At 57.6% G+C, this 18,730-nt stretch carries 17 protein-coding genes; 7 read left to right on the top strand and 10 right to left on the bottom strand.

Annotated features, from left to right (window positions below; genetic code table 11):
• Window positions 1–101 precede the first annotated feature (101 nt).
• From phnE (ROLI_RS08855) to phnD, 4 genes are all read right to left on the bottom strand, one after another.
• Window positions 102–917: a phosphonate ABC transporter, permease protein PhnE gene (phnE, locus tag ROLI_RS08855; protein ID WP_187429874.1), complete on the bottom strand. Its 816-nt coding sequence runs from the start codon at window positions 915–917 to the stop codon at window positions 102–104.
• The gene (phnE, locus tag ROLI_RS08850; RefSeq protein ID WP_187429873.1) at window positions 917–1,738 is read right to left on the bottom strand and encodes a phosphonate ABC transporter, permease protein PhnE; all 822 of its coding nucleotides are present in this window, start codon (window positions 1,736–1,738) and stop codon (window positions 917–919) included. Before phnE (ROLI_RS08850) ends, phnE (ROLI_RS08855) begins: the two co-directional genes overlap by 1 nt.
• Entirely contained in the window at window positions 1,735–2,529 is a 795-nt protein-coding gene (gene phnC / locus ROLI_RS08845; RefSeq protein WP_187429872.1) for a phosphonate ABC transporter ATP-binding protein, read from the bottom strand. The genes phnE (ROLI_RS08850) and phnC overlap by 4 nt, the downstream gene beginning before the upstream one ends.
• Before the next feature lie 66 nt (window positions 2,530–2,595).
• The gene (phnD, locus tag ROLI_RS08840) at window positions 2,596–3,570 is read right to left on the bottom strand and encodes a phosphate/phosphite/phosphonate ABC transporter substrate-binding protein (protein ID WP_187429871.1); all 975 of its coding nucleotides are present in this window, start codon (window positions 3,568–3,570) and stop codon (window positions 2,596–2,598) included.
• An 898-nt stretch (window positions 3,571–4,468) separates the two neighbouring features.
• On the opposite strand from phnD, the gene ROLI_RS08835 reads away from it, so the two are divergent.
• The 3 genes from ROLI_RS08835 to ROLI_RS08825 are packed head-to-tail and all read left to right on the top strand — an operon-like array spanning window position 4,469 to window position 8,790.
• On the top strand, window positions 4,469–5,494 hold the full coding sequence (locus tag ROLI_RS08835; protein ID WP_187429869.1) for an ABC transporter substrate-binding protein: 1,026 nt from the start codon (window positions 4,469–4,471) through the stop codon (window positions 5,492–5,494).
• Between the two features lie 3 nt (window positions 5,495–5,497).
• The gene (locus ROLI_RS08830) at window positions 5,498–7,717 is read left to right on the top strand and encodes an iron ABC transporter permease (protein ID WP_187429868.1); all 2,220 of its coding nucleotides are present in this window, start codon (window positions 5,498–5,500) and stop codon (window positions 7,715–7,717) included.
• Window positions 7,714–8,790: an ABC transporter ATP-binding protein gene (locus tag ROLI_RS08825; RefSeq protein ID WP_187429867.1), complete on the top strand. Its 1,077-nt coding sequence runs from the start codon at window positions 7,714–7,716 to the stop codon at window positions 8,788–8,790. Before ROLI_RS08830 ends, ROLI_RS08825 begins: the two co-directional genes overlap by 4 nt.
• A gap of 171 nt (window positions 8,791–8,961) precedes the next feature.
• Here the strand turns inward: ROLI_RS08825 and ROLI_RS08820 are convergent, their stop codons facing one another.
• Window positions 8,962–9,246, bottom strand: coding sequence for a DUF2312 domain-containing protein (locus ROLI_RS08820; protein ID WP_187429866.1), 285 nt, complete (start codon window positions 9,244–9,246; stop codon window positions 8,962–8,964).
• Between the two features lie 309 nt (window positions 9,247–9,555).
• On the opposite strand from ROLI_RS08820, the gene ROLI_RS08815 reads away from it, so the two are divergent.
• The 3 genes from ROLI_RS08815 (at window position 9,556) to ROLI_RS08805 (ending at window position 12,357) form a co-directional block, all read left to right on the top strand.
• Window positions 9,556–9,798 carry a hypothetical protein gene (locus ROLI_RS08815; protein ID WP_187429865.1) on the top strand — a complete coding sequence of 81 codons (243 nt, stop codon included), beginning with the start codon at window positions 9,556–9,558 and terminating at the stop codon, window positions 9,796–9,798.
• 64 nt (window positions 9,799–9,862) lie between these two features.
• Window positions 9,863–10,726, top strand: a complete 864-nt coding sequence (locus ROLI_RS08810; protein WP_187429864.1) for an MBL fold metallo-hydrolase — start codon at window positions 9,863–9,865, stop codon at window positions 10,724–10,726.
• Between the two features lie 501 nt (window positions 10,727–11,227).
• A protein-coding gene (locus tag ROLI_RS08805) for an IS3 family transposase (RefSeq protein WP_338469255.1) occupies window positions 11,228–12,357 on the top strand; the annotation gives its coding sequence in 2 pieces (ribosomal slippage) (window positions 11,228–11,474 and window positions 11,474–12,357; 1,131 coding nt in all).
• Between the two features lie 275 nt (window positions 12,358–12,632).
• On the opposite strand, the gene ROLI_RS08800 is transcribed toward ROLI_RS08805, so the two are convergent.
• Complete coding sequence (locus ROLI_RS08800; protein WP_338469254.1) at window positions 12,633–13,121, bottom strand: transposase; 489 nt, start codon at window positions 13,119–13,121, stop codon at window positions 12,633–12,635.
• 60 nt (window positions 13,122–13,181) lie between these two features.
• Window positions 13,182–13,391 (bottom strand): hypothetical protein, encoded by a 210-nt coding sequence (locus ROLI_RS08795; RefSeq protein WP_338469264.1) that lies wholly within the window; start codon window positions 13,389–13,391, stop codon window positions 13,182–13,184.
• A 610-nt stretch (window positions 13,392–14,001) separates the two neighbouring features.
• On the opposite strand from ROLI_RS08795, the gene ROLI_RS08790 reads away from it, so the two are divergent.
• On the top strand, window positions 14,002–14,433 hold the full coding sequence (locus ROLI_RS08790; protein ID WP_187428771.1) for a TIGR01244 family sulfur transferase: 432 nt from the start codon (window positions 14,002–14,004) through the stop codon (window positions 14,431–14,433).
• Between the two features lie 7 nt (window positions 14,434–14,440).
• On the opposite strand, the gene ROLI_RS08785 is transcribed toward ROLI_RS08790, so the two are convergent.
• The 3 genes from ROLI_RS08785 to ROLI_RS08775 all read right to left on the bottom strand — a co-directional run bounded on the left by ROLI_RS08785 (window position 14,441) and on the right by ROLI_RS08775 (window position 18,728).
• Window positions 14,441–15,631 carry a FliM/FliN family flagellar motor switch protein gene (locus ROLI_RS08785; protein WP_187428772.1) on the bottom strand — a complete coding sequence of 397 codons (1,191 nt, stop codon included), beginning with the start codon at window positions 15,629–15,631 and terminating at the stop codon, window positions 14,441–14,443.
• Between the two features lie 125 nt (window positions 15,632–15,756).
• Entirely contained in the window at window positions 15,757–18,450 is a 2,694-nt protein-coding gene (locus ROLI_RS08780) for a sensor histidine kinase (protein WP_187428773.1), read from the bottom strand.
• Window positions 18,450–18,728, bottom strand: coding sequence for a hypothetical protein (locus tag ROLI_RS08775; RefSeq protein WP_187428774.1), 279 nt, complete (start codon window positions 18,726–18,728; stop codon window positions 18,450–18,452). Before ROLI_RS08775 ends, ROLI_RS08780 begins: the two co-directional genes overlap by 1 nt.
• Window positions 18,729–18,730: the final 2 nt, after the last annotated feature.

Raw genomic sequence — 18,730 nt, 5'->3', positions numbered from 1 at the left:
GGCCCCGACGGGAGTCTTTGTTTTGTTGTGCCCTGCCAAATTCGCAAACCGGAGCGGATGCGCGACTTTACTTTGCGCGGCTCCTGAGGCCTGTGAAGCCGTCAGATGATAGCCCCCCGCACTTTCGCAGAAACCCACTCCGAAATCACCACCGCCAGCAAGATCACCAGCAAGATCAGCGACACCTGCGGCCAGGCCAACACGTTCAGCGAGGAGGATAATTGCAATCCGATGCCCCCTGCTCCGACCAACCCCAGAACGGTCGATTCGCGAATGTTAATGTCCCAGCGGAACACCGCGATCCCGGCAAAAGCCGGCAAAATCTGCGGGATGATGCCATAAGCCATGACCTGCCAGCGCGAGGCCCCCGTAGCGGTGATGGCTTCGACCTGGGTCGTGTCGATCTCCTCGATCGCCTCATAGAGCAGCTTTGCGCAGAACCCGATGGAACGGATCGCGATGGCGATGACCCCGGCGAACACGCCCGGCCCGATGATGGCGATCAGCAAAAGCGCCCAGATCAGCGAGTTGATGGAGCGGGTCGAGACAATGATCAGCAGGGCAATGGGACGGATGAACAACGTGGACGGCGTGGTGTTGCGCGCCGCCAGAAAAGCCACCGGCACGGCCAGCACCAGCGCGATGAGGGTCCCAAGCGTTGCGATGTTAAGCGTATCCCAGATCGGCTCACCCAGCTGCGTGATGTAGCTCCACTTGGGCGGGGTCGCACGGGTCCAGATATCCTCGGCGATGCGCGGTGCGTCCCAGACGAAAAACCAGGTCGTGGCGTTTGAAATCTGCTGCCAGCAATAGGCAAAAATCGCCACCCCAATCAGCCACATCACCCAATGGGACAGGCTTTCGCGCCCGCTGCGGCGTTGCCAGATCTTCTGGCCCTCTGTGTCACGTATCGGCATTATTGCACCCTCGCCCGGACGATGCCCGACAGATATTCCAGCGCCATGACGATCACGATGATCATGATCAGGATGGCCGCCGCCGTATCGTATTCATAGCGATCAAAGGCCGTGTTGAGCGTCGCACCGATGCCCCCTGCGCCCACGAGACCCAGAATAGCGCTTTCGCGGAAATTGATGTCGATGCGGTAAATCGACAGGCCGATCAGGCGCGGCATGACCTGCGGCTGCACGCCGTAGTTGATCCATTGCGTCCAGCGCGCGCCGGAGGCTTTGATCGCCTCGGCCTGTACCTTGTCCATGCTTTCGATGTCCTCGGCCAGAAGCTTGGACAGGAACCCGATGGTTGCAAAACTCAGCGTCAAAAACCCCGCCAATGGGCCGAAGCCAAAGATCGCCACCAACAGAATTGCCACGATGATTTCCTGAAGTGCGCGTGAAACGGCGATGATGCCCCGGCAGATCAGATAGACCGGCAAAGGGGCGACATTGCGCGCGGCCCCCAACGCGATGGGAATCGAGATAATGATGCCCACAACCGACGCCGCGACGGTCATGATGATGCTCTCCAGCATGCCCTCATAGATATCGCTGGAGCGGGTGGTGAAATCCGGGCTGGTGAAGGCGAGCACGAATTGCTTGCCCCGCTCGAGCCCCTCATAGACGCGCGACCAATTCACCTCGATGGTCATATAGGCCGCGATCAGATAGGCGATGAAGCCCAACATCAAGCTCCAGCGCAGCCAGCGGCGTTGAATGAAGGGCGGCTTTTTCCAGGGACGTCCCAGCCGCGTTTCAAGGTTTGTTTCGGAAAGGCTCATGGGGCAGCCTCGATCTCTTCGTCGTCCTCGACGGCTTCGATGGTCGCTTCCCAATCTTCTTCGCCGTAGATTTCGGTCAATTTATCGGGCGTCAACCCGTCGGGTGGGCCGTCATAGACCATCGCCCCAAAGCGCAACCCGATCACACGTTGCACAAACATCTGCGCCAGCGCGACATCGTGGATGTTGATGATCGCGGCCAGCCCGCGTTCCTTGCACAGCTCGCAGATCAACCGCATGATCTGGCGCGAGGTCTTGGGATCGAGCGAGGCGGTGGGTTCATCCACCAGCAAAACGGCAGGGTCCTGGATCAGGGCGCGGCAAATGCCGACGCGCTGGCGTTGCCCGCCGGAAAGCTCATCCGCACGTTTATCGGCCATATGCGCGAGACCCACGCGGTCCAGCAAGCGGAAGGCTTCGTCCACATCCGATTGCGGGAACCTGCGCAAAAACGAGCGCCAGAAACCAACATACCCCAAACGCCCTGACAGGACGTTTTCCATGACGCTCAGCCGTTCAACCAAGGCGTATTCCTGAAAGATCATGCCCATACGGCGACGTTCGCGCCGTAGCGCGCCCGAAGACAGGCCGGTCAATTCCACATCGCCCAGATAGACATTGCCCGTCGTCGGCTCCACCAACCTGTTGATGCAGCGGATCAGCGTTGATTTACCGGCCCCGGACGGGCCGATCAGGGCCAGCACCTGGCCCTCTGGTATTTCCAGATCGACCGCCTTGAGCGCCTGATCCCCGGTCTTATACGTCTTCACAAGCTTCTCAAGCCGCAGCATCAAAGCGTCCCCCCCTGCCCTATTATTATTGGATCGGGCGAGCACTGAGGCCCGCCCGGTCGGTCTTTATTCGCAGGCGTAGCTGACGCCGTTGGCCGTGTCGATCTTGCGGATCACATCCCAGAAATCCTTGTAATTCATCTCCAGGAACTGCCCTTCGTTGGACTTTTCGAACTCCGCTTTCAGCGAGGTGCCTTCCCACTCGAAGTTGAAAAAGGCGTTGCGAATGGATTCTTTCAACTCCGGCGCAAGGTTATGGGCTGTGCCGAAACCGGTGGTCGGAAAGGTCTGCGATTTATAGATCGATACGACCTGATCGGGCGTGATCACGTCGCGCTCGATCATCCGACTCATCACCGAATTGGCAATGGCGGCGACCGCGTAATCCTTATTGGCCACGCCGAGGATCGAGTTGTCATGCTTGCCCGAATAGACCGGCTCGAAGTTCTTCTCCGCTTCCAATCCGAATTCCGCTTTGAGGATCGCAGAGGGCGCTTTGAAGCCGGAGTTGGACGTGGGCGAGGTAAAGGCCATCTGCTTGCCTTCGATGTCGGCAGGCGATTCGATACCCGATCCGGGATAGGTTATGATCTCCATCTCATAGCCGAAATTGCCGTCCTCTGACGCCATGATCGTGAAGGGGCTGAAGCCCGCACAATTCACCGCCAGCGGGTTGGAGCCCGTGTTAAAGCCCGCGATGTGCAGACGTCCCGAGCGCATGGCCTCGATCTGGGCCGCGTTATTCTGAACCGGGAAGAATACCACGGATTTGCCGGTCTCCGCCTCCAGATGGGTCAAAAAATCGGACCAGGCTTCTTTATAGACCGCGGGGTCTTCGACGGGCGTATAGGCAAAGATCAGCGTGTCTGGATTGACCTGATCGGCCGGGTCGGTGGGGGTGTCGGCCACAAGGTCGCCATCGACATCGCAAAACCGTGCGTCCAGATCGCCGCGCGGGCAATCCTGTGCCGCCACGGTTGTGGAATAGGACATCAGCGCCACCGCACATGCCCCAAATAGCAATTTGAATTCAACAGTCATATTTTCCCTCCCAAGGATTTTATTGTTTTACTATGTGCTCATCGGCATCGCGCCTGCAACGCCAATATCAACACGGGCCGCGTCCCATGATGCCAGCAGACCCTTTTGGGTTTGGCATCCAAGCAGCTCATGCAAAGCTGCCGCAATTTGCCACCCCGTGCCAACCCCTTTCGAGCGAATTTCTGTGACGGGATCAAAAGCTGACGCAGGGTGCCCTGTGCCACGCTGCGGTTCATGACGCCTGAAAACCCGCGCAACAATGGCCGTGCCGCCGCGCCGACAACCGCGTATTTGTAAGCTCGATACGCATCCCGATGGGGCGAAACTTTTTATCACTTCGATGCTGGTTGGCCCCGGCACGATCATCACCGTTTCATGGTTTTCCAGTTTGGAGGTGGCACGATGCGCGGTGGCGTCGCGGTCAACAAGAGGTGCATTTGTCTGTTCGGTGAGCGTCGAAATATGCCGCCGCAGTCGCGCCAAAAACCGACCGGACCGAAGCCCAATCAAGGCGTTTTTGACCAAGGTGCCCGGATCGCACCGCAACCTCTCACCAACAGGTCTCAAGGGGTTCGCCAAAGCGCTGAAACGAACAGGGGCACGCAGCTTCATTTCCAGAAGACACCCGCGAAGGCGTCCAGAATCCCCCCACGCAAGCCCTCCTCAAAAATCATGTGACGCCACTTCTGACAAACATCCGATCCAACCCAATTCTTGGTAATCCTTGTGGTGTTTCGGGCTGAATTACAATTATTTTGTTGCATCAACTACATTTCGATGCTGACCTTTGCGCAGGACCTAGGAATTTCACGAAACAGAAATGACGCAAGCGCCTCAGAAGCCTTGCACATCAGAACCGGGCAAACCGGACCATAAGAACCACTTGGGAGGAGTGAGAATGAAACGTTTTACAACCACAGTTGCGGGATCATTGATCGCCTTGTCGGCGTCCATGACAGCGGCGCAGGCGGACAAGCTGACCTTTTATTGCAGCGCACAGGAAGACTGGTGCCAGTTGATGGCGCGCAGCTTTGAGGATGCGAGCGGGATTGACGTGAACATGACACGCAAATCCTCCGGCGAGACCTTTGCGCAGATCAAGGCGGAATCCGCTAACCCCAAAGGCGATGTCTGGTGGGGCGGCACCGGTGATCCGCATCTTCAGGCGGCCGAAGAAGGCCTGACGATGGCCTATGTCTCGCCGATGCGCGATCAATTGCATGACTGGGCGATCAACCAGGCGACAAGCGCCGGTGACCGCACCATCGGCATCTATTCCGGTGCTTTGGGGTATGGCTATAACACCGACCTGATGGCGGCGAATAACCTGCCCGAACCCGCCTGCTGGAAGGATCTGTTGAAACCCGAGTTCAAAGGCCATGTGCAGATGGCGAACCCCAATTCGTCGGGCACGGCCTATACAACGCTGGCCTCGATGGTGCAGATTTTTGGCGAGGACGAAGGCTTTGAATTCATGAAAGGCCTGCATGCCAATATCAACCAATACACCAAATCGGGTTCTGCCCCGATCAAGGCGGCAGGCCGGGGCGAAAACACCGTCGGCATCGTTTTCATGCATGATGCGGTGGCACAGGCCGTGTCGGGTTTCCCGATCAAAGTCGTCGCGCCTTGCGAGGGCACGGGCTATGAAATCGGGTCCATGTCGATCATCGACGGGTCGCGTAATGAGGAAGAAGCCAAGAAGTTCTATGACTGGGCGCTGAGCGCGGAAGCGCAGAACCTCGCGCTCCAGGTCAACGCCTTTCAGGTGCCCTCCAACAAGGGCGCGTCCACCTCGGAAAGCGCGCCCGACATGAGCACGATCAAGCTGATTGATTATGACTTCAAGAAATACGGCTCCTCGGATGAGCGCAAACGTCTGTTGCAGAAATGGGATGAGGAAGTCTCGGTGCTCGCGCAGTAAGTGATGTCCGATCAGACAAGTGAACGCGCGATCCATCCGGTTCTGACCTTCTGGGTCATCGCCGGGTGGATCGGCTACTGCCTTTTGCCATGGTATATGCTTGAGGACGGGCTGCTGTCTTTTGACTGGCTGCGGGAGGGATATCCGTTTGACCCCGATTATGCCCCGGCGGCGTTTCTGATCGCGCAGGGTGCCAAGCTCTGGCTCGCCCCGCTGGTGATTGCACTGGTCTTGCCATTGTTTGCGCTCAGACGCCCAAAATCCGATCCCCGGTTTGCGACCTTGCTGCTTCTATCCGGCACGCTCGGCTTTGGCTGGCTGATCGCGCAGGGCTTCGGCATCGGCATCCGCGGGTTCAATTTCGACTGGCTCACCGCATCATTTGGCCCGCTTGGGGATCGCCAATTCGGCATGGGGTACGGCGCGATGATCACCGCCTCCGCCTTCCTGTTTCTGCTGACACAAGGCATTGCGGCCCGCGGCGCGATCAACGGCGACGTATTCGTAGTCAGCGCCATCGGCGGCGTGATCACCATTGTTACCGTATTTGTTTTCTTTCCCATCGCCAAAATGCTCTTTGCGGCCTTTGTGACCGAGGATGGAGCCTATTCCATCTCCGTATTTGCCGCGAAATTCTTTGATGACAGGCTCTGGGGTCTGGGCTGCCTGACGGGTGCCAAATGCGGCGCGGCCTGGAATTCGCTGTTCCTCGCGCTGATGGTCGGCTTCATCACCACGGCTCTGGGATTGTGTTTTGCGCTTGTCGTCACGCGCTCGGGGTTCCGGTATAAACGCGCGATCCGGGCGCTGACCGTCCTGCCCATCATCACCCCGCCCTTTGTGATCGGCCTTGCCCTGATCCTGCTTTTTGGCCTCTCGGGGTCCGTCACGGTCTTTTTCGCCGACCTGTTTGGCGTGCAACCCACGCGCTGGCTCTATGGCATGCCCGGCGTCTTGATCGCGCAAACGCTGGCCTTTACCCCCATCGCTTTTCTGGTGCTGATTGGCGTGGTCGAAGGCGTCAGCCCATCCATGGAAGAAGCCGCCCAAACCCTGCGCGCCAACCGTTGGCAGACTTTCCGTACGGTTTCGCTGCCGCTGATGCGCCCCGGTCTGGCCAATGCGTTCCTACTTGGCTTCATCGAAAGCATGGCTGATTTTGGCAACCCGCTGGTTCTGGGCGGCAATTTCGACGTGCTATCGACCGAAATATTTTTCGCTATTGTCGGCGCGCAATATGACCAGGGACGCGCGGCGGTTCTGGCGATGGTGCTGTTGTTCTTCACCCTCTCGGCGTTTTATGCACAACGCGCGTGGCTGGGCAAAAAAAGCTACACCACCGTCTCGGGCAAGGGCGATGCCGGGGTGCATCCCTTGATGCCCACGCGCCTGTCCCTACCGGTATTATCCATCGCTTTGGGATGGGCGGTTTTCACCATGGTTGTATACGCGATGATCATCTACGGCAGCGTGGTTGAACTTTGGGGCGTTAATAACTCGCTGACCTTCAAGCATTATGTCACTGCTTTTTCGGTGCGTTTCGAGGAGAGCGGCATCCGCTGGACCGGCGCGGCCTGGGATAGTTTCTGGACCACAATCACCATCGCGGCCATCGCCGCCCCCTTGACGGCGGCAGTTGGCCTTGTCACCGCCTACCTGCTCACCCGCCAGAATTTCGCGGGTAAAAACGCGTTCGAATTCGGCACGATGCTGTCCTTCGCGATCCCCGGTACGGTTATCGGTGTGAGCTACATCCTCGCCTTTAACGTCCCGCCCCTCGAGATCACCGGCACCGGCGTCATCCTCGTCATCAGCTTCATCTTCCGCAACATGCCCGTGGGCGTGCGCGCTGGGATCGCCTCGATGAGCCAGCTCGACAAATCGCTGGATGAAAGCTCGCTGACGCTTGGGGCCAACTCCTGGCAAACCTTCCGGCTTGTGATCCTGCCACTGTTAAGACCGGCGATTTTGGCCGCACTCGTCTATTCCTTCGTGCGCGCCATGACGGCGATTTCAGCCGTCATCTTTCTGGTGTCGGCGGAATATGACATGGCCACCAGCTACATCATCGGTCGGGTGGAAAATAACGACTACGGCCTCGCCATCGCCTATTCCACGACATTGATCTTCGTGATGCTGAGCGCTGTTGGGCTGCTGCAATTTCTGGTCGGTCGCGTGCAGATCGGACGGCGGAGCCAACATGGAACGGAGGCATCGACATGACTGAGGCAAAAATCGCAAGCAAGGCGGCACCGGTTCGCTTTGAGGGCGTGTCCAAACTCTTTGGCAAAGATGTAATCGCGGTCGATGCCATTGATCTGCATGTCGAGGCGGGTACATTGGTCACGTTGCTCGGCCCCTCGGGCTGTGGCAAGACCACCACTTTGCGCATGATTGCCGGGCTGGAGATGGCCAGTTCCGGGCGCATCCTGATCGGAGAGCGGGACGTGACGAAACTGCCCGCGACCGATCGGGATGTGTCGATGGTGTTTCAATCCTACGCGCTGTTTCCGCATATGAGCGTGGTTGAGAACGTGATGTATGGGCTCACATTTTCCGGTTTCGGCAAGGAGGAGGCGCGCGCCCGCGCGCAACAGGGTCTGGAGCTTATCGGCCTCAACGGCTTTGACAAACGCCTGCCGTCCGAGCTTTCAGGCGGGCAACAACAGCGTGTCGCCGTCGCGCGCGCGCTCGTGCTGGAGCCGCAGGTGCTGTTGTTTGACGAACCGCTCTCCAATCTGGATGCCAAATTGCGCCGTCAGGTGCGCGAGGACATCCGCGCGATCCAGCAGGACCTCGGGCTTACCGTGATCTACGTGACGCATGATCAGGAAGAAGCCCTCGCCGTTTCCGATCAGATCGTCGTGATGCGCAACGCCGCCATCGCCCAGATTGGCACCCCGCGCCAGCTCTATGACGCGCCCAATGACCGTTTCGTTGCGGATTTTATCGGGGAGGCCAATCTGATCGGCTGCCAGATCGTGGCGGTTGACGGCGAGATGGCGACCATAGAGATCGAAGGCTACCGCCACCACCTGCCCGCCCGCGGGCTCGGTGCGGGTGCAGCCACCCTGGCCATACGCCCCTCCCGGATTGTTTTGGGCGCATCCGAGGGTGTCGCAGCCCGGATCATCAAAGCCACTTACGTCGGGGTGCGGATGGAATACACGCTTGAGGGAGCATTTGGCAAAGTCTTCGCCGTGCAGGACAACGTCGATGAACCCCTGGAAGTCGGCACCGATCTGAGGATGTCCTTTGCCGAAAAAGGTCCCGTACTGCTGCCTCAGGAAGACTAGGCGGGACCGCTTTCTGGGACGGAGCGGCTTAACTCACCCCCGGCGTTTGGTCGTCCTCATATGGATGCGGGGCGCGGTACAATAGCACGTCTTTTATCCGTCCTGCACCAGCATAACGACCCGCGCAACGGCTCCAGCGCTCATTGCCCTGCCGGACGCGGCCGCCCCCGCTCACATCCCGAGCGCTTCTTTATACATCTCCATCACCGCTTCTTCTTCGGCGATATCATCTGCGTCTCTTTTGCGCAGCGCAATCACTTTACGCAGAACTTTCGTATCATAACCGCGCGCCTTGGCCTCCGCCATTACTTCCTTTTGCTGCTCCGCAAGGTCCTTCTTTTCCGCATCCAGCCGCTCGATCCGCTCCACGAACTGACGTAATTCATTAGCGGTTACGCGATAAGTTGCATCGCCTTGCGTTTCGATGACGGAAGGATCTGTGGCGGTGTCACTCATGGTACGCTCCTGAAAGAAGTGATGTTAAGGACCCTTGCCTAGCGGTCTGGAACGCGCGCTGCAAGCGGCTTTCGTATCGGCATGGCTTTCGTGTCATCCCCTATTTTCGGACGCCCGGAGTGTCCTTTTGCATGCTCGTTTAAGGCACCATCATCCGCCGCGAGGGTCCCAGAACCGCCCCTTCGAACTCCCGTTTTGGAAGGGCAAAGCTTGGTGAAAATGCCGTGCAAGCACAGCTCAAGCACCAGTTCAAAAAACTCTTGCGCCCCCGTCTTGCGCTTGGAACGGCGATTGGATAGCTGCTTTTGCATGGAAAATACGCAAACACCTTTTATATTCGAACTCCTGATCTGGGGGGGTGCAGCCCTCTCTCTTATAGGCCTTTTTGGATTGCTGTGGTGCATCCTCTATGTCGCCCGCGCCAGACGCGCCAAACTTGATGACACGGAAATGCGCGCTAAATTGCGAAAAGCGTTGCCGATGAACCTCGCCGCATTGTTCCTTTCCGTGATCGGGTTAATGCTGGTCATTCTGGGCATCTTTCTGAGCTGACGGTTTCACTTGCAAGGCCCGTCGGGTGGGCTCTATGCTCACCGTCAAACAGGGAGTGTGCCGCATGTCGCCAGATGTCAAAGCCTTCTTCGATACCGCAACAAATACAGTCAGTTACGTCGTACGCGACCCGCAAGGAACGGCCTGCGCCATTGTGGATTCCGTGTTGGATTTTGATCAGGCCTCGGGACGTACCAGCACCCGATCTGCGGAGTCAATCATCGCCCATATCCAAGCAGAACAATTGCAGGTTCAGTGGATTCTGGAAACACATGTGCATGCGGACCACCTTTCTGCCGCCCCCTACCTTCAGGAAAAGCTGGGCGGAAAAATCGGTATTTGCGAGCAGATCAAGACGGTCCAGGACACCTTTGGCAAGGTCTTCAACGAAGGTACGGCTTTTCAGCGCGACGGCAGTCAGTTTGACCGGCTTTTCGGCGATAAGGACAGCTTCCACATTGGACAGATGCGCGCAGATGTGATGCATACGCCCGGTCATACGCCGGCCTGCATGACCTATGTGATTGGCGATGCGGCTTTTGTTGGCGATACGCTTTTTATGCCCGATTTCGGGACCGCGCGCTGCGATTTTCCGGGAGGGTCAGCGCATGACCTTTACCAATCCATCCAACGCATCCTAACGCTTCCCGATTGTACCCGTATCTTTGTCGGGCACGACTACAAGGCACCAGGGCGAGAGACATTCGCCTGGGAAACCACCGTTGCAGCCCAGAAGGCCGCCAATATTCACATCGGTCAGGATCGTGGAGAGGAAACATTCGTGCAAATGCGCGAGGCGCGTGATGCAACGCTGGGTATGCCCAAACTTATCCTGCCTTCTTTGCAGGTGAACATGCGCGCAGGTCACATGCCCGAGCCGGACGAACAGGGCGATGTGATGCTTAAACTTCCCATTAACAAAATCTGACAGCGCGAAGAGTAGCGCGGGCGGGCTGGATTTTGGGTCGCGCGGCGCGATATTGCATCCGCCCTGCAATCGCAATTCAACCGGGTCAATGAGCCAGGCCTGCGGTCTCATCGGCGAAGCAGGCGGTGTTGCGGCCGCGCGGAACTGGACCTGTCGCGATTTAGTGACGTGCCCGGTCTCCAAGCACCATTGATGCGGCCTTTCGTTTCAAGACGACAGGGCTTTTGCCGCCTAACCTCGCGTACCGCCGTCGTGGATTATTAAACCCGTGTGTGGATGCTCCTTTCAATGTAAAACGTTTTTCAGAGTGCATGGAACAGGTGATCGAGTTAGGTTTTCTTTTTGCGGGATAGCCAAGAGCGGGATAGCTCGGTGCTTCAGGGTCATCGTTCTCTTCGAGGTCGCGCGGTGCGCCTCACTATGGTGTTCGGGGTTGATTGGTCTTGCCACGTTTTAGTTCCGGTCTCTTTCGAGCAATGTTTGCTATGAAGGAGATAGAGAATGGCACCGAGATACACAGACGAGTTTCGTCTTGATGCAGTACGCATCGCAACGACCAGTGGGCTGACACGACCGCAAGCGGCAGCGGATTTAGGAGTTGGGCTTTCGACGTTGAACAAGTGGGTTCAAAAGCATCAGCATGACAACCTGATGTCGGGTCCTCACGAGGATGTCGAGAAAGAGAACGAACGCCTTCGCAAGGAAGTTCGGTTGCTTCGCGAGGAGAGGGAAGTGTTAAAAAAAGCGGCAATCTTCTTTGCAGGCCAAAGTCGGTGAGGTTCGCCTTTATCGACGCCTGGAAAGAAGAATGGCCTGTCGAATTTCTTTGCCGCGTCATGCAGGTTACGTCGCGAGGATTTCGCGCGTGGCGAAGCCGCCCGATGAGCCAGCGACAGCGCGACGATATGGTGATCCTGGCGCATATCCGCGAACAGCACCGCTTAAGCCTGCAAAGCTATGGCGGGCCTCGCATGACCGAAGAACTGCAAGAACTGGGTCTGCAAGTTGGGCACCGGCGCGTGGGCCGCTTAATGCGGGAGAATAGCATCAAAATCATCAGGACCCAGAAATACAAGGTTACGACCGACAGCAATCATGCGTTTAACATCGCCCCTAACTTGCTGGGCCAGGACTTCTTTGCAGATGGTCCAAACCAAAAGTGGGCCGATGACATTTCCTACATCTGGACCAGTGAGGGCTGGTTGTATCTGGCAGTGATCCTTGATTTGTATTCCCGTCGTGTCATCGGTTGGGCGGTTAGCAATCGTATGAAGCGGGATCTGGCGATCCGAGCATTGGATATGGCTGTGGCACTGCGGCAACCGCCGAAGGGCTGCATGCATCATACGGATCGCGGGTCGCAATATTGTTCAGGCGACTATCAGAAACGGCTGTCTAAACACGGCTTCCAAGTTTCGATGAGCGGTAAGGGAAACTGCTACGACAATTCCATGGTTGAAACGTTCTTCAAATCACTCAGGGCAGAGCTGATTTGGCGCAACCGCTGGGAAACCAGGCGTAAAGCCGAAGGGGCGATTTTCCAGTATATCAATGGGTTCTACAATCCACGACGGCGGCACTCGTCATTAGGTGGCAAAAGCCCCTTGGCCTTCGAACGAAAGGCTGCCTAAATGAGTTGAGAGACCGGAACGCAACCGCGACAAGACCAGATTGTCTCCAAATGTCATGCGCGGGGTCATCAAGCGGTTAGCTTTCTGCCCAACTGCACCCGCAAGATCAACCTGGCTCCGCTCCTTGGGACTTTGCTCCCAGCCGCCTCCTCCAGTGGAATTTCGGTGTTTCGTTTCAGGTAATAGCGATTCCTTTTCAACAGAATTCGGTTTCGTTTTTCCAAAGCGTCAGCATCAGCACCGCCATTTTTCGAACTGTTGCGACCGCGCCCTTTTTAAAACCCTTGCGAGCGGCAAGCCTTACAGCCCAAGTCTTTATTGGCGAGAACCGCTTGACCAAACCAATCAGCCTCAAACAATAGGCCACGCATTTGCACATCTCCACATTTCGATATTCGCCCAGAGTAATCAATCTCACCAGACCGGTGCCGCCAGGGTGTTAAGCCAAGGAAGGCACCGATATCCGCTGTTTTTCGAAACCTGTTCGCATCATAGACGTGGGCAATGACGCTGAGCCCAACAATGGACCCAATGCCGGGGTTTGTCATCAATCGTCGACACAGGGTGCTCTTGCGAGCGACGCAGAGTATTTCTTTATCCAGAGCACCAGCATCTGCGCAGAGTGTCTCGTGGATCAAAATGAAAGCATCTGCAATCGTCTCCAGCACAGGATCCGTTTCGCCTGCAGCTGCCAGCTGATCCCGAAATCCCTGGCGCAATCGCCCCTTGTTGACACCGATCATACGAATGCCAAAAATCTTCAACATCCCCCGGACGTGTCCCTCAAGATCCTTGCGTAGCCTGATAAGCCGGTCGCGGTCTCCCTACAAAGCGCATGGACTCTGCAGCTTCACTGCGAAGATGAACCCTTGAGCCAACAAAGACCGTGAAAGGCCCGCACCATGCGAACCAGCCCCTTCGATTCCGAATGCCAGAACCTTCCCAAAAGATCGCGACCAACCTTCCAACTCCAGATATCCCTTCGGATGCGTCGGAATGGACAGCGCAGCAAAACGGGCACCTCGCGTATCTATCGCAACGGCGACGTGGCTGGCCTTATGCGTATCAATGCCGATAATGATTGGATGTATGGTCTTCGTGATGCCCTCATTGCTAAGAATGCCCCGGCACCGATCCGAGCGGACAGGACTGTGATGATACGCTGACCGTCAGGCTCCTATAAAGTCACATCTCGCCTGTTGCCGGGGCGACTTCCTTCTCATCGAAACTATGTTTCGACTGCCAGGCAACGGACGGTCGACACGTCAACGCAATGACACGCAATCAATCGTAGCATGGGTCAGGCCATCAAGCCGCAATACCATACTCACGGTCATGGCAATTGCCTTCGCCACACATTGATACCAGAAAGCCGCGGTCCTTCACCCGTTTCTGGTGCCCGCCAGAATTGTATTGGCTGCCTTGATCCGTGTGATGCCCGCTCGACAGCACGATGCGCACTGCGTCAATCCGTTTAAGCTCCAGACCCAAGCTGCTTTGATGCAGTAAATGCTTTCAAGTCAGCAGCACCAAAACGCGACAGGTCCAGAGCGGTTTCTTGGCGTCAAGAACTGGCGACATGTTCCGCGTTTTCGAGGGTCTTATCAGGCTGGACACGCCCGCCGGGCTTTCGTAGCCTTTGACATGGATATTCGTCAGATAACGCCCGATTTTTTCACAGCGCCCCAGATTGTAGCAGAGGATATGCCACAAATTGCGGCTTATGGGATCAAACTCGTGCTATGCAATCGACCCGACAGTGAAATTCCACCGGACCTGCAGGCTGCCGCCCTGGCGCAGGCTGCGGCAGCGGCCGGTGTCGACTATGTTGTGCAGCCGCTCACGCATCAAAACATGACGCCGGATGTGATTGCGGCCAATTTTGCTTTGATCGATGCCTGTGACGGTCCGGTTCTGGCCTATTGCGCATCCGGCACGAGGTCTACGATTGCCTGGGCCCTTGGGGCGACAAAGGGTATGTCGGCGGATGCAATCATCAATGCCGCACGCACGGGGGGCTATGATCTGGAGCATCTTCGCCCAACGCTGCTGGCTCTTGAGGCCTCCAAAGACTGAGCCGCGATCAAGCGATCTTGAAGTCAGGAAGGTCTTCCAAAGAAGGCAGTGTGCCGTCACCTTCCAGGTCCGGCAAATCTGGTAAATCCGGCAATTCTGGCAAGCCCCCATCTTCAGACAAGCCCGGCAAGTCGGAGAAATCCGGCAAATCGCCAGCGTCATCAAGGGCTGGCAGGTCGGGTAGATCGGGAACCTCGAAAGATTCATGTTCGATTGCGTCCAAACCAATTTCGGGCAGGCCTTCTGAGGCGTTGCCCACAGCCGGTCCGGGCACCGCTGGGCGATTCGGTAACCCCATAGGGCCTCGCTGTTCGAGTGGTTTATTCGATCGCCCCGCATCACTATCTCTGTTTTCCAACTGAACCGCGCGTTTGCCCTCCAGTTGTCCCATGCTGCCACGGCTGATCACCCGCCGGTCACGCGTCACGATTTCGACCGAGTCAAAAGCATCAGGGTCAAGCGTGAGGACATCACCAGGAGACAATCGTCCCAATTCGACGATCGGAATACGGAGGCGTGCCAGAACGGCCGTCAGCTCCGCTTTGATATTCATGACGGATTTCTCAAGGGTCTGGACGGGCTTGGGCACCTCTGGTTCATCAGGCTCTGCCGCGCCTGCCCCCTTTTCCAGCACCGGCAACAAAAGCGTCAGCCCGGATTGACCGGTCCCGCCGGCGATATCGATCGTCAGCTTGAACAAGTGATACTCCAACTCATCCAAAGCCAGCGCAAACAACCGTGGCGTCTCCACCCGTGCGCCGAATTTGTAAGGGCACAGAATATCTCGGTCCGAATCTCTTTCCAAAAGACCATGTGCGCGTTGAAATACCGCATCCAGAAGCGGCGCGCAGAGTGCTGCATCCGTCTCGGTTAACTCGCGATCGGACGATGAAACATCAAACACCTTGCCCATTGTCTGTTGCTGTATCACGGCAGCGACGAGCTCCGGCCCCAAAATGGCACCTCCTGCACAGCCGCGTGGACCATCCAGCAGGACAAGTAAGGACCCTTCTTCTATCTTGGTGCTCAAATCATCACCGCCGCATAGCTCTTGCGTCGCGCCAATCACCGCCAGTGCCATTTCGAATATTTCGTCAGCCACCTTTGCGATGCTGACGCGCAGAGCTTTTGGCACGGACATTGCCCGCGCCTGATGTTCCTGTTTTCCTGCCTGCGCCTTGCGCTGCAAAACTGACATCTTCGGCCCTTGTCAAGATAACCCACGCATCAAAGGGTGCGCAGTAATGTTCTCTTTGGGATAAGGGCCAATCGTTACCATAGCCTTTATGTTACCCGACACCCGGTTAAATAATCGCAAAAAAGTCATTGAGCCGCCAAGGCCTGCGCGCGCGGTAAAGTGACACGAAAAGCCGTCCCACCTGTGCCCTCCAGATACCGCACATCGCCGCCCAGCCGGGTCATGATTTCGCGACAAATTGCCAGGCCGAGCCCGGCCCCCTTGCCATCCTGCGCCCCAATCCGACTGAATTTCTCGAACATGACATCGCGGGATGCAGTAACGATTCCCTCGCCATTATCGATAAAATCAACCGTGATACCGTCGCCGGATTGACCAACCTCAATGCGCAGTTGCGGCGCATCCGAGGCGCAGTATTTTTGCGCATTGGTAATCAGGTTGATAAAAACCTGACTGAGGCGGTCCAGATCGGTATGCAATGTAACGGTTTCCTGCACGCGCCTGCGCTTTAAGGCAATGCTGCGCCCTTCGCTCGCCTGCGCCATGGCGATAGCCTGATCCAGAACCTCTACCAGTGTACCGGATTGCTGATTGAGCGTGACCTGACCGTTCTCCAGCACGCTCAGGTCCAAAAGATCATCCAGAAGCCGGGTCAAACGGATCGCCTCGACGTGGATGATATTGGCGTATTTGGTTTTCTCCAACGTGCCCAGGCCCTCCGTGTCGCGCAGGATCTCGGAAAAGGCCCGGATCGACGTCATTGGCGTGCGCAATTCATGGCTGATCTGGCTTAGGAAGGCATCCTTTTGATTGCTCAGATACACCAGTTTCGCATTGGCATCGCGCAGCTGCGCTGCGGTCTGGCTGAGTTCACGCGACTTGGCCTCCAGCTGGTTGGAATATTCCATCAACTGTGCGGATTCATCTGCGACCGCCAATAAATCCTGGACCGACACCGCGCTGCCCCCCACGATCTGGCTGATCATGGCGTGGGCCGTCGCCCCCCCCACCGAACTGCCCAATTCGCGCTCCAGTCGTTGCAGGAAATCCGCATTGGGTTCGGGCAGGTCATCACCACGCCCCTGGGCTTCGGCTTCCGCGCGAAACAAGCGTTGTGCTTCACGCGCGCCCAGGATGCGTTGCGCCATGATCATCAGATCTTCGCTTTCCGCCACCGAAGCCTGCCACCCGCGCGTCTGGCCCGAATGGTCGAACACATTCACGAATTGCGCGCCCTGCAAGCGCTCCAACGGATCGGGAAAACTCGCCAGTGATACCAGAACGAAGCTGAGGGCATTGAGCAGGAGGCTCCACAAAATTGCATGCACGGTCGGGTCGAGCCCGGTAATCCCAAAAAGCGCCTCCGGGCGCAGCCACGCCAGACCCCAGAGGCCGGTTTCAAACGTCGCAGCACTCAGCACAGTCCCAACGCCGAAACTGGGCAGCAGCATGGTGAAGACCCACAGCGTAAACCCGACCCCCAGCCCGACCAGCGCCCCGACCCGTGTCGCGCCACGCCAGAAGATCCCGCCCAGCATTGCGGGCAGAAACTGTGCAACACCGGCAAATGAGATCAACCCGATGGCCGCCAAGGCGCCCGATCCGCCGGAAAGACGGTAATAGAGGTAGCCAAAACCGATGATCGCCAGGATGGAGAGGCGACGTGACAGGATCACGACATTACGCACATCCCCCGACTGCGTCGCCCCGCCCTGGCGCGCGTAAAGGAAGATGGGCATGACCACATGGTTGGACACCATCGTCGAGAGCGCCAGTGTCGCTACGATCACCATCGAGGTCGCCGAAGAAAAACCGCCCAGAAAGCTGAGCATGGCGAGCTTATCCTGTCCCTGACTAAGGGGCAGGCTGAGCACGAAGAAATCCGGGTTGGAGCCTGCGGGCAGAAGATCGAGCCCGATGACGGCGATGGGCACCACAAAGAGGCTCATTAACATCAGATAAAGCGGAAAGGCCCAGCTGGCGACTTGCAGATGCCGTTCGTCGTCATTTTCCACAACCATGACTTGAAACATCCGCGGGAGGCATAAGAACGCTGCCGCAGAGACAAAGGTCAGCCCGGCCCAACGGCTGCCATCCATCTCCCAGGTCCCCAGCGCCGAGGCATCAATGCGCGCCAGCGTCTCGCCCACGCCGCCCGCAATGCCCCAGACCACAAAGACGCCGACGGCCAGCAGGGCTACCAGCTTGACCACCGCCTCCAGCGCCACAGCGATCACCACGCCGTGCTGGCGTTCATTGACGTTGAGGTTGCGTGTGCCAAACAACACGGTGAAAACCGCAAGACCAATCGCGACCCACAGCCCGGCAGTACGCACCCCTGCCCCGTCAGAGACGCCATCCTGCCCGGCGGCCACGAAAATCGACAGCGAGGCCGTGACTGATTGGAATTGCAGCGCAATATAGGGCGTGACGCCGATGACGGCCATCACGGTCACGACAATCGCAAGCCCATTTGACTTGCCATAACGCGAGGAAATCAGATCGGCGATGGAGGTGACCCTGTGACTGCGCCCGATGCGCACGAGGCGGCGCAGAATCCACCACCAGCCGATAATGACAAGGCTGGGGCCGAGATAAATGGTCAGATATTCAAGCCCCGAGCGGGCCGCATAGCCGACCGCGCCGTAAAACGTCCAGGCGGTGCAATAGATCGAGAGCGACAATGTATAGACCAGCGGCGAGCGTAACAGCCGCCCCGCCCGCCCCCGCGCGCCCGCGCGCTCCGCTGCGAAGGCCACGCAAAACAGCACGAACACATAGGCCAGCGAAACGGTGACGAGGACGTTAAGTGACGCCATCACAAAGGCCCGGCATCATCCGACGTCTCGGGCATTCTGCGCTGCTGGCGCGCCAGCAGATAGGCCGCCGCGATCAGCACCCACCAGACACCAAAGATATAGAGCAAGGCGCGCGACATCGGCAGGCTCTCGCTGGTGCCCACACCGGCTGAGGGCCACAGCAAGGGCAGCATCCACAGGCCCGCCCCCAAAACCGCCAGTAACCGGACCGCATCCATCATGCGACGCTGGCGATACCGGCTGCGTTCCAGAAACACAGGTGTGCCCGGTCGCGCCATGC

The sequence above is a fragment of the Roseobacter fucihabitans genome, from assembly GCF_014337925.2.
GTDB lineage: Bacteria > Pseudomonadota > Alphaproteobacteria > Rhodobacterales > Rhodobacteraceae > Roseobacter > Roseobacter fucihabitans.
The sequence above is the reverse complement of the archived record's forward strand: the minus strand, read 5'-3'. Positions and strand labels throughout refer to the sequence as shown.

Coding starts and splice junctions, on each gene's coding strand:
- phnE (WP_187429874.1), bottom strand. CDS start 917: ATGCCGATACGTGACACAGAGGGCCAGAAGATCTGGCAACGCCGCAGC.
- phnE (WP_187429873.1), bottom strand. CDS start 1,738: ATGAGCCTTTCCGAAACAAACCTTGAAACGCGGCTGGGACGTCCCTGG.
- phnC (WP_187429872.1), bottom strand. CDS start 2,529: ATGCTGCGGCTTGAGAAGCTTGTGAAGACGTATAAGACCGGGGATCAG.
- phnD (WP_187429871.1), bottom strand. CDS start 3,570: ATGACTGTTGAATTCAAATTGCTATTTGGGGCATGTGCGGTGGCGCTG.
- ROLI_RS08835 (WP_187429869.1), top strand. CDS start 4,469: ATGAAACGTTTTACAACCACAGTTGCGGGATCATTGATCGCCTTGTCG.
- ROLI_RS08830 (WP_187429868.1), top strand. CDS start 5,498: ATGTCCGATCAGACAAGTGAACGCGCGATCCATCCGGTTCTGACCTTC.
- ROLI_RS08825 (WP_187429867.1), top strand. CDS start 7,714: ATGACTGAGGCAAAAATCGCAAGCAAGGCGGCACCGGTTCGCTTTGAG.
- ROLI_RS08820 (WP_187429866.1), bottom strand. CDS start 9,246: ATGAGTGACACCGCCACAGATCCTTCCGTCATCGAAACGCAAGGCGAT.
- ROLI_RS08815 (WP_187429865.1), top strand. CDS start 9,556: ATGGAAAATACGCAAACACCTTTTATATTCGAACTCCTGATCTGGGGG.
- ROLI_RS08810 (WP_187429864.1), top strand. CDS start 9,863: ATGTCGCCAGATGTCAAAGCCTTCTTCGATACCGCAACAAATACAGTC.
- ROLI_RS08790 (WP_187428771.1), top strand. CDS start 14,002: ATGGATATTCGTCAGATAACGCCCGATTTTTTCACAGCGCCCCAGATT.
- ROLI_RS08785 (WP_187428772.1), bottom strand. CDS start 15,631: ATGTCAGTTTTGCAGCGCAAGGCGCAGGCAGGAAAACAGGAACATCAG.
- ROLI_RS08780 (WP_187428773.1), bottom strand. CDS start 18,450: ATGGCGTCACTTAACGTCCTCGTCACCGTTTCGCTGGCCTATGTGTTC.
- ROLI_RS08775 (WP_187428774.1), bottom strand. CDS start 18,728: ATGGCGCGACCGGGCACACCTGTGTTTCTGGAACGCAGCCGGTATCGC.